Below are 15,851 nucleotides of genomic sequence, written 5' to 3'. Positions count from 1 at the left end.
TTTCCTTTATAATGGGTGTATGGACAAGAAAAAATTATTACTAATTGACGGTTCTTCAGTTGCTTTCCGAGCATTTTTTGCCCTTTATCAGCAACTGGATCGTTTTAAAAATGACAATGGACTACATACCAATGCAATCTACGGTTTTCACCTGATGCTAAATCACCTGTTGGAACGTGTCCAACCGAGTCATATCTTGGTTGCTTTTGATGCGGGGAAAACGACTTTCCGTACAGAGATGTATGCAGACTACAAGGGTGGTCGTGCCAAGACTCCGGATGAGTTTCGCGAGCAATTCCCTTTTATTCGTGAGTTGCTAGATCATCTTGGGATTCGTCATTATGAGTTAGCCCAGTATGAGGCGGATGATATCATTGGTACCTTGGGTCGTTTGGCTGAAAAGGATTCATTTGATGTAACTATCGTCAGTGGAGACAAGGACTTGATCCAGTTGACAGATGAACATACAGTGGTTGAGATTTCTAAGAAAGGTGTAGCTGAGTTTGAGGCATTTACACCAGAATATCTCATGGAAAAGATGGGCATCACACCTGCTCAGTTCATTGATCTTAAAGCCCTCATGGGAGATAAGTCAGATAATATCCCTGGCGTAACCAAGATTGGTGAAAAGACTGGTATCAAGCTCTTGTTAGAACATGGCTCGCTCGAAGGTATTTATGAAAATATTGATGAGATGAAGGCTTCTAAGATGAAGGAAAATCTCATTAACGACAAGGAACAAGCCTTCCTATCTAAAACACTAGCAACGATCGATACGAAAGCACCGATTGAGATTGGACTGGATGATTTGGTTTATAGTGGTCCAGATGTGGAAAATCTTGGGAAATTCTACGATGAGATGGGCTTCAAACAACTCAAGCAGGCTTTAAATGTATCATCAGCTGATGTGGCTGAGAGTTTGGACTTTACTATTGTTGACCAAGTCAGTCAAGATATGCTAAGCGCGGACTCCATCTTCCACTTTGAACTCTTTGGAGAAAACTACCATACAGATGACTTGATTGGTTTTGCTTGGTCGTGCGGAGACAAACTCTATGCTACAGAAAAGCTGGAACTCTTGCAGGAGCCGATTCTTAAGGATTTTCTAGAAAAAACAGCTCTGAAAGTGTATGATTTTAAGAAAGCAAAAGTTCTCTTAAATCGCTTTGGTTTGAATTTGCAGGCTCCTGCTTTTGACAGCCGCTTAGCAAAATATCTCCTATCAACAGTCGAGAATAATGAAATCTCAACCATTGCTAGTCTCTACGGTCAAACATACTTGGTCGATGATGAAACCTTCTATGGTAAGGGCGTTAAGAAAGCTATTCCAGAGCGAGAAAAATTCTTGGAGCACTTGGCTCGTAAGGTTGCTGTATTGGTTGAGACAGAGCCTATTTTACTTGAAAAATTAAGCGAAAACGGACAACTTGACCTTCTTTATGATATGGAGCAACCTCTAGCCTTTGTCCTTGCTAAGATGGAAATCGCTGGAATTAAAGTTAAAAAAGAGACCTTGCTTGAGATGCAGGCCGAAAATGAGCTTGTCATTGAAAAGCTGACGCAAGAGATTTATGACCTAGCAGGTGAGGAATTTAATATCAATTCACCTAAACAGTTGGGTGTCCTTCTTTTTGAAAAACTAGGTCTCCCTCTCGAATATACCAAGAAAACCAAGACGGGCTACTCGACAGCCGTGGATGTATTGGAGCGTCTAGCTCCTATTGCACCAATCGTCAAGAAAATTCTCGATTACCGTCAGATTGCTAAGATTCAATCCACTTATGTGATTGGTTTACAGGACTGGATTTTAGCTGATGGCAAGATTCACACGCGCTATGTACAAGATTTGACTCAGACAGGGCGTCTGTCTAGTGTGGATCCAAACTTGCAAAATATTCCTGTTCGTTTGGAGCAAGGGCGACTTATCCGTAAGGCTTTCGTGCCAGAATGGGAGGATAGTGTCCTTCTCAGCTCGGACTACTCACAGATTGAGCTACGAGTTTTGGCCCATATTTCTAAAGATGAGCACTTGATTAAGGCCTTTCAAGAGGGGGCTGACATCCATACTTCAACAGCCATGCGGGTTTTTGGAATTGAACGTCCTGAGGATGTGACTCCAAACGACCGTCGTAATGCCAAGGCGGTTAACTTTGGAGTGGTTTACGGAATTTCAGATTTTGGTTTATCGAATAATCTAGGTATCAGCCGTAAAGAGGCTAAGGCCTACATTGATACCTACTTTGAACGCTTCCCAGGAATCAAAAACTACATGGATGAAGTGGTACGTGAGGCGCGTGATAAGGGTTATGTAGAGACCCTCTTCAAACGTCGTCGTGAGTTGCCAGATATCAATTCGCGCAACTTTAACATTCGTGGTTTTGCGGAACGTACAGCCATCAACTCACCTATCCAAGGATCAGCTGCAGATATTCTCAAAATCGCTATGATTCAGCTAGATAAAGCCTTGGTAGAGGGTGGTTATCAGACTAAGATGCTTCTACAAGTACATGATGAAATCGTTCTTGAAGTGCCTAAGTCAGAATTAGCTGCCATCAAAAAACTCGTCAAGCAAACCATGGAAGAAGCTATTCAACTCAGTGTGCCCCTCATTGCTGATGAAAATGAAGGCGCAACTTGGTATGAGGCCAAGTAGAAAATAGACTATTAAACAAAAAGAAATCCCCTTGAACAGTAACGTTTAAGGGGATTTTTGCTGAGAAAATTTTTGTAAGCAAAGATAAAATCGATTTTATCTAACTAATAGTAGCATTATTTGATTTGTTTCTTTTGTTCTTTTTTGGCAAGTACTGGTAGAATCACACCTAATCCAATCAGAATAATTGGAGTCAAGATGTTTGTAAGTAGAGAGAATTGCCAAGCTGTTGGATTCTCAGCGTAGTTAATTTTTGGAACCATACCAAGGATACAAGCAAAGGCTGTAAAGAGGAAGCACCAAGTACCGATAACAAAGCCAAGTTTAGGATTGTTCACAAACTTGTATTCGGCATTTTTGTATGTCTTCCAAGCACGGTTAAGCATCATGTAGGCAAGGAATACCCAGAGGTAACGCATTGGCATTACGATAGAATTGAGGTTGGTCATCCATTTTACAAGTCCGTCAATTTCCTGAATACCAAAAATTGGAAGGATGATGATAAGGCTAACGAGGATACCTGTAAGAAGGTAGCCGTTAATGAGGACACCTTTTTCAGTACGTTTACGAAGCCAGCTTGGGATATAGTTTTCATCAGCGTTATTGAGAAGGATTTGCAATGGTGCGTCAATAGAGAAGGCAAGCGCAGCGATTTGTCCGACCATGTTTGTAAGAGCGTAGATCACGACAAAGAGGTTTCCAACTCCCCAAGAATTTCCTAACATTTGGAAGGCTTGATAAGCGCCATTACGCATGAGGTCTTCAGGGATGTTATTGCCATCAAATAGCATTCCCATGGCAACTGATCCGAGGATAGCAGAGAGCCCCACCATGATGGCCATGACAATCATACCTTTTGGAAATTCTTTTGCAGGGTTGCGAGTTTGATTCACATAAGGGGAAATTTTTTCACAACCACCAACTGCAAAGACCAGTAGTGAAATCGTTGTAAAATAAGAAAAATCAAAGTTTGGAATATAGGTGCTTAGTTGATCCATGTGTGGTGTCGCAAACTGAATATCTGGCTTGATGAAAGGCAGACCGACAGCCAAAAGCACGAAGAGTAAAGACATAATCAACATAGCACTTCCTGCCAAGCTACCAATGACTTTTAGAGTTGCCAATCCCTTTGTAGAAAGGTAGAGGAAAAGTCCAAAGATTAGCAAGCAGAGAATAACGATCCAGTGGATGTCGATTTGTTTAAGGAATTGTCCGTTACCTTGTAAGGCCCAACCAAGTGGAATTAGAATTCCTTGAGGTTTTTGTGCGAGATAAGGGATATGCACAACCCAGTAGGTCCAAGCAGCAAAGTAGGCGAGACGTTTGGTTGATGTTTTTTCAACCCAGTCACTAACACCGCTTCCGCTTTCCTTAAAGGTAGAACCTAGTTGTCCAACGATGAGGGAATAGGGGATAAAGTAGAGTGCGAGGATTAAAATCCAAGATACGACGACTGAAATTCCCTGTTGAGAATAGTTGTTGACGACGTTTCCTAGCCCCCAAACCATGTTGAAGGCAATCAGAGAAACCATCAGCCAATTAAGTTGGTGTTGATCTTTTTTCATAATGTCTCCTTTTCTATTAGTTTCAGTATATCATGTTTTTTTGAAAGCGCCTAACAAAATCCGAAATTTCCTATAAAAAATGTAGGGGGAATTTATCAGCTGGAGTTTGTACTTGAGTAAAAGTTATACACAATCTGTGGATAACTTTGTGAAATAAAAAATTGTTTTCCAAATGTTAGTTTAGAAAAAAGAGATAGAATGTATGAGTTGGGTACTAAGCTAGTCGGTTATAAAGACTGATAGAACAGGATATTGAGGGTGTTTTAGTTTAGGATGTCAAAAAAATAGTTGAGAGAAATCGTTTGTAAGTACATGAAATTGATTTGAAAGTTAATTGAAAGTTATACACAATCTGTGGATAACTTTGTGGAGGATTTGGTATAAATCAGAAAATCCCCTTGTACATGACAAAGGGATTTGAACTATTAGTGATTTGGTAACCAGCTGAGGGTAAAGTCAAGAGTCTTGGCATTGAGCAGTTCCTGATGGCTGATGCTTTGTTTCTCTTTTCCGTCAAGATGACAGTTTTTTACAAAGTGGAAGTGTTCATGATTTTGTTGTGTACGAATATCCAACCACTGATTTTTTTCTGTCAGATAGATACGAAGGTGGCCAAAGAGTGGAATCCCAAGATCATAGCTTGCTTTTCCTGGGCAAGTTGGGTAAAGCCCAAGAGCAGACCAGACATACCAAGCCGATAAACTACCGTTATCCTCATCTCCTGGATAAGCATCCCAGCCAGCTCGAAAGGCTTTTTGACGGAGAGTCTTGATTAAGAGACTGGTGTATTGAGGATAATTGCTATAGCGGAAGAGATAAGGGATGTGAAAGCTTGGTTGGTTTGAAATGGCTAGTTGCCCAAATGGCGCTGTTGCCATTTCGCTCATCTCATGGATTTCATATCCATAACCCGTCGTTTCAAAGAGTGGGAGACTTTGACAAGTTTTTAAGAGATAGTTGCTAAAGGCTTCTTTTCCACCCATTAGTTGACCAAGTCCAGAAATATCGTGCAAGACGCCGAGACTGGCTTGAATAGCTGAGCATTCGGCATAGTCCCGCCCCCAACTATAAGGAGAAAAGTCAGGACGGAAGTTGCCATCTACATCACGCGCCCTCATGTAGCCTGTTTCAGAGTCAAAGAGGTTCTGATAATTCTTAGCATATTGAGCATAAGTTTGGGCTATTTCTTCTTGACCTAATCTTGCTGCACAAGTAGAGATACAAAAATCACTGTAAGCATAGTCTAGTGTGTGACTGACACTTTCATGATAATCTGTGGATAGGTAGCCAAGTTCTTGATATTGGGCCAGGCCGTGTCGCCCGTTGATAGCTTTTGGATCTGCCTTAGTAGCAGTTTCAATCATGGCTTTGAGAAATTCATCCTCAAGCTCAGGCGCCATGTCTTTGCAAGCACTATCTGCAATAAGGCCATCAATCAGGGTTCCAGGCATCATTCCTCTTTCGTCAGGGGCAAGCCACTTAGGCAGATATCCAGTATCACGATAGCTATTGAGGAAGCCCTCAAGAAATTGGCGATAGTATTCCGAAATAATCAAGGCAAAGAGTGGGAATGAAGTACGGAAGGTATCCCAAAAACCATTATTGGTAAAGAGTAGACCAGGCTTGATCGTTCCTGAAGCAAGGTCTATATGAATAGTCTCGCCTTGCTCATTTACCTCATAGAAGGTTTGTGGGAAGAGGAAAAGTCTGTAGAGGCAGTGATCAAAAAATGTTCGATCTACTGGTCCAGTTTCCACGACATCAAAACGATCTAGAAGATCTTCCCAACTCGCTTTAGCGTTTATTTTCGTTTCTTCAAAATCTTGTTTAGGAAGATTAAAGAGGGCTTGTTCTTTGGAAATAAAGGAAGTCGCCAGTTGAACCTGAGCTTCCGCTCCAGCCAAGTCAATACGCCAGTCCTGTCCCTCTTGCTTGATAGATAAGATTTCTACTGAAAATGTGAGGGCAGTGAACATGGCTAGGGGACTTTTATTGGTTTCGGTTTCTCCTGCTTGTCTCAGGGCCAGAGTACGCTTATGGACTTGTTCGACTGTCAGTTCATCTGCGGCATGAAGATAGAGGGAGAGGTTCTTTCCTTGTCCTTGTCTTATCTGAAGGGAAGCACCATAGCAAGTAGGACTTAGTTGCGTTTCAATCTGGTAACGCTCAGAAAAAATCTTTAGAAAATGAGGATTAAAAATAGCACATTCAAGATTATAAGAAGATTGACGATGAAAGAGAGTATCGCCGCTGATTTCTCCTGTAATTGGTGTCAGCAAGAGCCAGGAGTAATCGCCAATCCAAGGGCTAGGTTGGTGGGTTAGTCGAATACCCTGAAAGATAGGAAGATGGGGATCAAAGAACCAAGATCCTTCCTGGTCACTAGTCTGGGGTACAAAGTAATTCATCCCAAAAGGAACACCTGTGTAGGGTAGGGTGTTTCCTCGCGAAAAAGCGTGTTTACTGGCTGTTCCAAAACGCGTATCAATGGTTTCAAGTATAGGTTTCATAGTAGTTCCTTCAGTAGTTTTCTACATTATATCAGAAAAAGGATACTTTTAGAAAATGACTTTCAAATATAACAATTTTGTAGAATAATGACTAACATTTGTGTATATATTTTCTGGACTAAAAGCTATATACTGAAAATGAAAATTTGTTTGAAAGAGGCAAAATAGTTTATGGTTTATTCAAAAGAAATTGTCAGAGAGTGGCTAGATGAGGTAGCAGAGCGTGCTAAAGATCATCCGGAATGGGTGGATGTCTTTGAACGTTGTTACACAGACACTTTAGACAATACAGTTGAAATCTTAGAAGATGGCTCGACCTTTGTGCTGACGGGGGATATCCCAGCTATGTGGCTTCGGGACTCGACTGCTCAGCTTAGACCATACCTTCATGTGGCAAAAAGAGACCCTCGTTTACGTCAGACTATTGCAGGTTTGGTCAAACGCCAGATGACTTTGATTCTCAAAGATCCCTATGCTAATTCTTTCAATATTGAGGAGAACTGGAAGGGTCACCACGAGACAGATCATACAGACCTCAATGGCTGGATTTGGGAGCGCAAGTATGAAGTGGATTCGCTTTGCTACCCCTTGCAGTTAGCATATCTTCTGTGGAAAGAAACTGGTGAAACTAGCCAATTTGATGAAACCTTTGTTACAGCGACCAAGGAAATTCTTCATCTGTGGACGGTAGAACAAGACCACAAGAACTCTCCTTATCGCTTTGTCCGTGATACTGATCGCAAGGAAGATACCTTGGTAAATGATGGTTTTGGGCCAGACTTCGCCGTAACAGGGATGACTTGGTCAGCCTTCCGTCCAAGTGATGACTGCTGTCAGTACAGCTACTTGATTCCATCAAATATGTTTGCAGTGGTTGTCTTAGGTTATGTCCAAGAAATCTTTGCAGAATTGAATCTAGCTGATAGCAAGAGCATCATTGCTGATGCCAAACGACTCCAAGCTGAGATTCAAGAAGGAATTGAGAACTACTCCTACACTACAAACAGTAAGGGCGAGAAAATCTATGCCTTTGAGGTAGACGGTTTAGGAAATGCTAGTATCATGGATGATCCAAACGTGCCAAGCTTATTGGCGGCTCCGTATCTGGGTTACTGTGATGTTAACGATGAAGTGTATCAAGCAACTCGTCGCACTATCCTGAGCCCTGAAAATCCATATTTCTACCAAGGAGAGTACGCAAGTGGACTCGGAAGTTCACATACCTTCTACCGTTATATCTGGCCGATTGCTCTATCTATCCAAGGATTGACAACGACGGATAAGGCAGAGAAGAAATTCTTGCTAGATCAGTTGGTTGCCTGTGATGGTGGAACAGGTGTGATGCACGAAAGCTTCCACGTAGACGACCCGACACTCTACTCACGCGAATGGTTCTCATGGGCCAACATGATGTTCTGCGAATTAGTCTTGGATTACTTGGATATCCGCTAATGAGCTTTTGCTCGACAGATTCTTGTACAGAATCACAAATATATTTTTAAATTTAAGTTAGAATGAGGTTTTACTCATGGAAAATGTTGTTGTACATATTATCTCTCACAGCCACTGGGATCGTGAGTGGTACTTACCTTTTGAAAGTCATCGTATGCAATTGGTGGAACTTTTTGACAATCTTTTTGATCTTTTTGAAAATGACCCTGAGTTCAAGAGTTTCCATTTGGATGGACAAACCATTGTCCTTGATGACTATTTAGAAATTCGCCCTGAAAACCGTGACAAGGTTCAGCGCTATATCGACGAAGGCAAGCTCAAGATTGGTCCTTTCTATATCTTGCAGGATGATTATTTGATCTCCAGCGAAGCTAACGTCCGCAATACCTTGATTGGACAAGCTGAATGTGCTAAATGGGGCAAATCTACGCAGATTGGTTACTTCCCAGATACCTTTGGAAATATGGGGCAAGCTCCTCAAATTCTTCAAAAATCAGGCATTCACGTAGCAGCCTTTGGTCGCGGTGTTAAACCAATCGGATTTGACAACCAAGTTCTCGAAGATGAGCAATTCACCTCTCAATTTTCTGAGATGTACTGGCAGGGTGCTGATGGTAGCCGTGTGCTTGGTATTCTCTTTGCTAACTGGTACAGTAACGGGAACGAAATTCCAGTGGATAAAGATGAAGCCTTGACCTTCTGGAAACAAAAATTGGCAGACGTACGTGACTATGCTTCTACTAACCAATGGTTGATGATGAATGGTTGTGACCACCAACCAGTACAGAGAAATATTAGTGAAGCTATTCGTGTGGCCAATGAACTCTTCCCAGACGTGACCTTTATTCACAGCTCCTTTGATGAATACGTTCAAGCAGTGGAAAGTGCACTTCCTGAACACCTATCAACAGTTACAGGTGAGTTGACTAGCCAAGAAACAGATGGTTGGTACACTCTTGCTAACACCTCTTCTTCACGCGTTTATCTCAAACAAGCCTTCCAAGAAAACAGCAACCTGTTAGAGCAGATCGTGGAACCGTTGACTATTCTCACAGGTGGACATAACCACAAGAATCAATTAACTTATGCTTGGAAAGTACTTTTGCAAAATGCACCACACGATAGCATCTGTGGATGTAGTATTGATGAAGTACACCGTGAAATGGAAACTCGCTTTGCCAAGGTCAATCAAGTCGGAAACTTTGTCAAAACAAACCTTCTCAATGAATGGAAACACAAAATAGCAACTCAAGAAGCGCAAAGTGACCACCTCTTTACCGTTGTCAACACAGCTTTACATGACAAGGTTGATACGGTTAGTGTTGTAGTGGATGTTGTCACTTGTGATTTCAAAGAATTGCATCCGACTGAAGGCTACAAGAAGATGGCAGCTGTGACCTTGCCAGATTATCACGTTGAAGATTTGGATGGTCATGTCATTGAAGCCAAGATTGAAGACTTGGGAGCAAGTTTTGGCTATACTTTGCCAAAGGATAAATTCCGTCAGCCATATATTGCACGTCAAGTGCGCGTGACAATCCCAGTTCACCTTGCTCCTCTTTCTTGGGCAAGCTTCCAATTGGTTGAAGGTCAAGTAAATCACCGTGATGGTATTTACCAAAATGGAGTCATTGATACACCATTCGTAACTGTGAGTGTAGACCAAGGAATTACAGTCTACGACAAGACTACAAACGAAGCTTATGAAGATTTCATCCAATTTGAGGACCGTGGTGATATCGGTAACGAGTACATTTACTTCCAACCAAAAGGAACAGAGCCAATCTTTGCGCAACTGAAAGGTTATGAAGTTCTAGAAAACAATGCTCGCTATGCTAAGGTCTTGCTCAAACACGACTTGACTATCCCAGTCAGTGCAGATGAAAAATTGGATGCTGAACAAAGAGGAATCATCGAATTCATGAAACGAGACGCAGGTCGTTCAGAAGAGTTGACAACCATTCCTCTTGAAACAGAGATGACTGTCTTTGTGGACAATCCACAGATTCGTTTCAAGACTCGCTTTACCAATACAGCCAAAGACCACCGCATTCGTCTCTTGGTCAAAACTCATAACACACGCCCAAGTAATGATTCTGAAAGCATCTATGAAGTTGTGACAAGACCAAATAAACCGGCAGCTTCTTGGGAAAATCCTGAAAATCCACAACACCAACAAGCCTTTGTCAGTTTGTATGATGATGTAAAAGGAGTGACCGTATCCAATAAAGGATTGCACGAATACGAAATCCTTGGAGACGACACCATGGCTGTAACTCTTCTCCGTGCTTCAGGTGAGCTAGGTGACTGGGGCTACTTCCCAACGCCAGAAGCCCAGTGCTTGCGCGATATCGAAGTTGAGTTTGCAGTAGAATGCCATCAAGCAGGCGAACGTTTCTCAGCCTTCCGTCGCGCCAAAGCCTTCCAGGTGCCATTTACAGCTCTTCAAGTTGCAAAACAAGAAGGTAGCGTCGCAGCAACAGGTAGTCTCTTCAATCATGCGGCACTGAACTTGCCACAAGTCTGCCCAACAGCCTTTAAAGTTGCCGAAAATGAAGAAGGCTACGTCCTTCGTTATTACAATATGAGTCAAGAAAATGTTCGCGTGTCTGACAAACAACAAACCATTCTTGACTTATTGGAACGACCATATCCAGTTCATTCAGGACTATTGGCGCCACAAGAAATTCGTACAGAATTGATTAAAAAAGAAGAAATTTAATTTCAAAAAGAAAACATAAACAGAAAGGAGGAGCGAAAAAGTAAGAACCAACTGCTGATTCGCTCCTTTTTACAGGTGAAAGCCATGACCCTTGCAACCATTGATATTGGAGGAACTGGCATTAAGTTTGCTAGTCTAACTCCTGATGGAAAGATTTTAGATAAGAACAGCACACCAACCCCAGAGACTCTAGAAGAGTTGCTTGCTTGGTTGGACCAACGTTTGTCAGAACAAGACTATCGTGGGATTGCTATGAGTGTGCCAGGTGCAGTTAACCAAAAAACAGGAGTGATTGAGGGAATTAGCGCCATTCCTTACATCCATGGTTTTTCTTGGTATGAGGCCCTTGCTCATCATAAGCTTCCTGTCCACCTAGAAAATGATGCCAACTGTGTTGGGCTCAGTGAATTGCTAGCTCATCCTGAGATTGAAAATGCAGCCTGTGTCGTGATTGGCACAGGAATCGGTGGAGCCATGATTATCAATGGAAAACTTCACCGAGGTCGTCATGGCTTGGGCGGTGAGTTTGGCTACATGACAACCATCGAGCCTGCAGAAAAGCTCAACAACTGGTCGCTACTAGCTTCTACGGGAAACATGGTTCGTTATGTGATTGAGAAATCAGGTCAGTCTGACTGGGATGGCCGTAAGATTTACCAAGAGGCTGCAGCAGGAAATGCCCTCTGCCAAGAAGCCATTGAACGCATGAACCGTAACCTAGCTCAAGGCCTGCTCAATATCCAGTACTTAATCGACCCAGATGTCATTAGCCTAGGTGGTTCTATCAGTCAGAACCCAGATTTTATCAAAGGCGTTCAAAAAGCAGTAGACGCCTTTGTGGAAAGATATGAAGAATATACTATCGCTCCAGTCATTCAAGCTTGCACCTATCATGCAGATGCCAATCTATACGGTGCCCTTGTCAACTGGTTACAGGAGGAAAACCAATGGTAAGTTTTACAGGACTTAGTCCCAAACAAGCCCAAGCTATCGAAGTCTTAAAAAATCACATTTCTCTACCGGATGTAGAAGTGGCAGTTGCTCAGTCTGACCAAGCTTCTATCTCTATCAAGGGTGAGAATGGGCAGTATCAACTGACCTACCGTAAACCTCATCAACTCTACCGTGCCTTGTCTGTGCTAGCAACAGCTTTAACAGAAGGAGACAAAGTAGAGATTGAAGAACAGGCTGCTTACGAAGATTTAGCCTATATGGCTGACTGTTCGCGCAATGCCGTGCTCAATGTCGCATCTGCCAAGCAGATGATTGAAGTCTTAGCTCTGATGGGTTATTCAACCTTTGAGCTCTACATGGAAGACACTTATCAAATCGAGGGGCAACCATACTTTGGCTATTTCCGTGGAGCATACTCAGCTGAAGAGTTACAGGAAATTGAAGCCTACGCCCAACAGTTTGATATGACTTTTGTTCCTTGTATTCAGACCTTGGCTCACTTGTCAGCCTTTGTCAAATGGGGTGTCAAAGAAGTCCAGCAACTTCGTGATGTAGAGGACATCCTCCTTATCGGCGAAGAAAAAGTCTACGATCTGATTGACGGCATGTTTGCGACTCTGTCTAAACTGCAAACTCGCAAGGTCAATATCGGTATGGACGAAGCCCATTTGGTTGGTTTGGGACGCTACCTCATCCTAAATGGCGTTGTTGATCGTAGCCTCCTTATGTGCCAACACTTGGAGCGTGTGCTAGATATCGCAGATAAGTATGGTTTCCATTGTCAGATGTGGAGCGATATGTTCTTCAAGCTAATGTCAGCAGATGGACAGTACGACCGTGATGTGGAAATTCCAGAAGAAACTCGTATTTACTTAGATCGTCTTAAAGACCGTGTGACCTTGGTTTACTGGGATTATTATCAGGATAGCGAAGAAAAATACAACCGTAACTTCCGCAATCACCACAAGATTAGCCAAGATATCGCCTTTGCAGGTGGGGCTTGGAAATGGATCGGTTTTACGCCTCACAACCATTTCAGCCGTCTAGTAGCTATTGAGGCTAATAAAGCCTGCCGTGCCAATCAGATTAAAGAAGTCATTGTGACTGGTTGGGGAGATAATGGTGGTGAAACAGCCCAGTTCTCTATTCTGCCAAGTCTACAAATCTGGGCGGAACTCAGCTATCGCAATGATTTAGAGCGCTTATCTGCACACTTCAAAACTAATACTGGTCTATCGGTTGAGGACTTCATGCAACTTGACCTTGCTAATCTTTTGCCAGACCTACCAGGAAATCTTAGTGGTATCAACCCTAACCGCTATACCTTTTATCAGGATGTTCTTTGCCCAATTCTTGATCAGCACATGACACCTGAACAGGACAAGCCTCACTTTGCCCAGGCAGCTGAGACTCTTTCTGACATTAAAGAAAAAGCTGGAGTTTACGCGTATCTTTTCGAAACTCAGGCTCAGTTGAACCAGATTTTAAGCAGCAAGGTTGATGTGGGACGACGCATTCGCCAAGCCTATCAAGCAGATGATAAAGACAGCTTGAAACAAATTGCCAGAGAAGAATTACCAAAACTCCGAAGCCAGATTGAAAACTTCCACAAGCTCTTTAGCCAACAATGGCTAAAAGAGAACAAGGTCTTTGGCTTGGATACAGTGGACATCCGTATGGGTGGACTCTTGCAGCGGATCAAGCGAGCAGAAAGTCGTATCGAGGCTTATCTTGCTGGTCAAATTGACCGCATCGAAGAACTAGAAGTAGACATCTTGCCATTTAATGATTTCTACGGAGATAAGGACTTCGCAGCAACGACAGCCAACCAGTGGCACACCATTGCGACAGCTTCGACCATTTATACGACCTAGAAAAACTCTATTCAGGAAGAAAGTTTCTCGTGAAACACACTTCTTATTATAAAAAAAGTTCTCCACATAAAATAATTTGTGGAGTTTTTTCTATAATTAGTAGTTTAAACTATCCTTAAAATAAGAGTATACTATTTTTGTAAACGTTATCAAATCTAAAAATTATGAGATTATCAAGTTTTAGAAAAATAAAAAGGGAGGAAATTATGAACAAGTTTTCAAAAACTTTGAGAGATAATTGGATATTTCTCTTAATGGTTTTACCAGGGACATTATGGTTGATTTTATTCTTCTACATCCCAGTATTTGGAAATGTGGTTGCCTTCAAAGACTACCATATGACTGGTGAAGGATTCGTTCACAGTATTATAAATAGTAAATGGGTCGGACTAGATAACTTTAAATTCTTGTTTAGTTCCAAAGATGCCTTTGTCATCACTCGAAACACTGTCCTTTACAACCTTGGATTTATCTTTATCGGTTTGATCGTGTCAGTTGGTATCGCTATTATCCTTAGTGAACTTCGCTCTAAGCAAATGGTTAAAATCTACCAAACATCTATGTTGTTCCCTTACTTCCTATCTTGGGTTATCATCAGTTTCTTTACAGATGCTTTCCTAAATATCGATAAAGGGCTTATCAATCACACCTTAGAAGCTCTCGGAATGAAAGGGATTAACTTCTACGCAGACATCAGTATCTGGCCTTACCTCCTCCTTTTCCTAGGTATCTGGAAAGGCTTCGGATACAGTAGTGTTATGTACTACGCTACAATCATGGGTATTGACCCAACTTACTACGAAGCAGCGACAGTGGACGGTGCTAGCAAATGGCAACGTATTCGCAACGTAACCATCCCTCAGTTGACACCACTTGTGACAGTATTGACCATCCTTGCAGTCGGAAACATCTTCCGTGCAGACTTCGGTCTCTTCTATCAAATCCCTCACAACGCTGGTCAGCTCTATAGCGTAACAAACGTATTGGACGTCTATGTCTTTAATGGTTTGACACAGACAGCAGACATCGGTATGGCTTCAGCAGCCGGTCTCTATCAGTCAGTCGTCGGTTTGATTCTGGTTATCCTATCAAACTTACTTGCAAGACGTGTTGATCCTAACTCAGCACTATTCTAGAAAGGAGGAGCATATGGCAAAAAAAATTCAAAAAGAAAAAATTGATAATGTTGGCATACACTCCTTCAGCAAGAAAGCAGATATCTTCTTTAGTATCATTTCTGGTTTGCTGGCCTTCTCTTGTATCTTGCCTTTCATCTTTGTCATCATTATCTCGATTACAGATGAGAAGAGTATCGTTCAATATGGATATAGCTTCTTCCCATCACAATTTGGATTAGATGGTTTTGAGTTTTTGGCTCAGTTCAAAGATAAGATTTTACAAGCGCTCTTTATCTCAGTATTTGTGACAGTTGTCGGTACATTGACAAACGTCTTTATCACTACAACTTACGCCTATGCCATCTCACGTTCAACATTTAAGTATCGTAAATTCTTTACAATCTTCGCTCTTCTTAGTATGTTGTTCAATGCTGGTTTGGTACCAGGCTATATCGTGGTGACTCAATTGCTTCACCTTGGTGATACTATTTGGGCCTTGATTGTTCCAATGCTTCTATCACCATTCAACATCATGTTGATGCGTTCCTTCTTCAAGAAAACCATCCCAGAAGCAATCCTCGAATCAGCTCGTATCGATGGAGCTAGTGAAGCTCGTATCTTCTTCCAAATCTGTTTACCGCTCTCACTACCAGGTATCGCAACGATTACACTATTGACAGCGCTTGGATTCTGGAATGACTGGTTTAACGCCCTTCTTTACATCAAGAGTGACAACTTGTATCCATTGCAATATTTGCTCATGCAAATTCAAAACAACATGGATTACATTGCTAAGTCAGTTGGTATGTCAGGACAACTTGCGGTTGCCCTACCAAAAGAAACAGGTCGTATGGCCATGGTCGTAGTTGCGACTGTTCCGATTGCGATCCTCTACCCATTCTTCCAACGCTACTTTGTAAAAGGTTTGACTATCGGTGGTGTTAAAGAGTAAGGAAGTCTAAGAAACAATGTTTCTTCTCTAACTCTGATTTTTCTGGCAAAG

The 15,851-nt window shown here is 42.0% G+C and carries 9 protein-coding genes; 7 read left to right on the top strand and 2 right to left on the bottom strand.

What is annotated here, in order from left to right; all coding sequences use genetic code 11:
- Nucleotides 1-19: 19 nt before the first annotated feature.
- On the top strand, nucleotides 20-2,653 hold the full coding sequence (gene polA, locus AC3E7H_RS05185; protein WP_490676207.1) for a DNA polymerase I: 2,634 nt from the start codon (nucleotides 20-22) through the stop codon (nucleotides 2,651-2,653).
- A gap of 116 nt (nucleotides 2,654-2,769) precedes the next feature.
- On the opposite strand, the gene AC3E7H_RS05180 is transcribed toward polA, so the two are convergent.
- Together AC3E7H_RS05180 and AC3E7H_RS05175 are read right to left on the bottom strand one after the other, a co-directional pair.
- Entirely contained in the window at nucleotides 2,770-4,218 is a 1,449-nt protein-coding gene (locus AC3E7H_RS05180; protein WP_075228428.1) for an APC family permease, read from the bottom strand.
- Between the two features lie 425 nt (nucleotides 4,219-4,643).
- Nucleotides 4,644-6,728 carry a GH92 family glycosyl hydrolase gene (locus AC3E7H_RS05175; protein ID WP_075228427.1) on the bottom strand — a complete coding sequence of 695 codons (2,085 nt, stop codon included), beginning with the start codon at nucleotides 6,726-6,728 and terminating at the stop codon, nucleotides 4,644-4,646.
- Nucleotides 6,729-6,899: 171 nt separating this feature from the next.
- On the opposite strand from AC3E7H_RS05175, the gene AC3E7H_RS05170 reads away from it, so the two are divergent.
- From AC3E7H_RS05170 to AC3E7H_RS05145, 6 genes are all read left to right on the top strand, one after another.
- Nucleotides 6,900-8,180, top strand: coding sequence for a glycoside hydrolase family 125 protein (locus AC3E7H_RS05170; protein ID WP_075228426.1), 1,281 nt, complete (start codon nucleotides 6,900-6,902; stop codon nucleotides 8,178-8,180).
- A 76-nt stretch (nucleotides 8,181-8,256) separates the two neighbouring features.
- On the top strand, nucleotides 8,257-10,902 hold the full coding sequence (locus AC3E7H_RS05165; RefSeq protein ID WP_075228425.1) for an alpha-mannosidase: 2,646 nt from the start codon (nucleotides 8,257-8,259) through the stop codon (nucleotides 10,900-10,902).
- Nucleotides 10,903-10,986: 84 nt separating this feature from the next.
- Nucleotides 10,987-11,856, top strand: a complete 870-nt coding sequence (locus tag AC3E7H_RS05160) for an ROK family protein (protein ID WP_075228424.1) — start codon at nucleotides 10,987-10,989, stop codon at nucleotides 11,854-11,856.
- Entirely contained in the window at nucleotides 11,850-13,730 is a 1,881-nt protein-coding gene (locus AC3E7H_RS05155; RefSeq protein WP_075228423.1) for a beta-N-acetylhexosaminidase, read from the top strand. The genes AC3E7H_RS05160 and AC3E7H_RS05155 overlap by 7 nt, the downstream gene beginning before the upstream one ends.
- A gap of 206 nt (nucleotides 13,731-13,936) precedes the next feature.
- Nucleotides 13,937-14,866: an ABC transporter permease gene (locus AC3E7H_RS05150; RefSeq protein WP_049530327.1), complete on the top strand. Its 930-nt coding sequence runs from the start codon at nucleotides 13,937-13,939 to the stop codon at nucleotides 14,864-14,866.
- Nucleotides 14,867-14,879: 13 nt separating this feature from the next.
- Complete coding sequence (locus AC3E7H_RS05145) at nucleotides 14,880-15,800, top strand: carbohydrate ABC transporter permease (protein ID WP_001074703.1); 921 nt, start codon at nucleotides 14,880-14,882, stop codon at nucleotides 15,798-15,800.
- Nucleotides 15,801-15,851: the final 51 nt, after the last annotated feature.

Source organism: Streptococcus sp. SCPM-O-B-15304 (M98), from assembly GCF_058200215.1.
The sequence above is the reverse complement of the archived record's forward strand: the minus strand, read 5'-3'. Positions and strand labels throughout refer to the sequence as shown.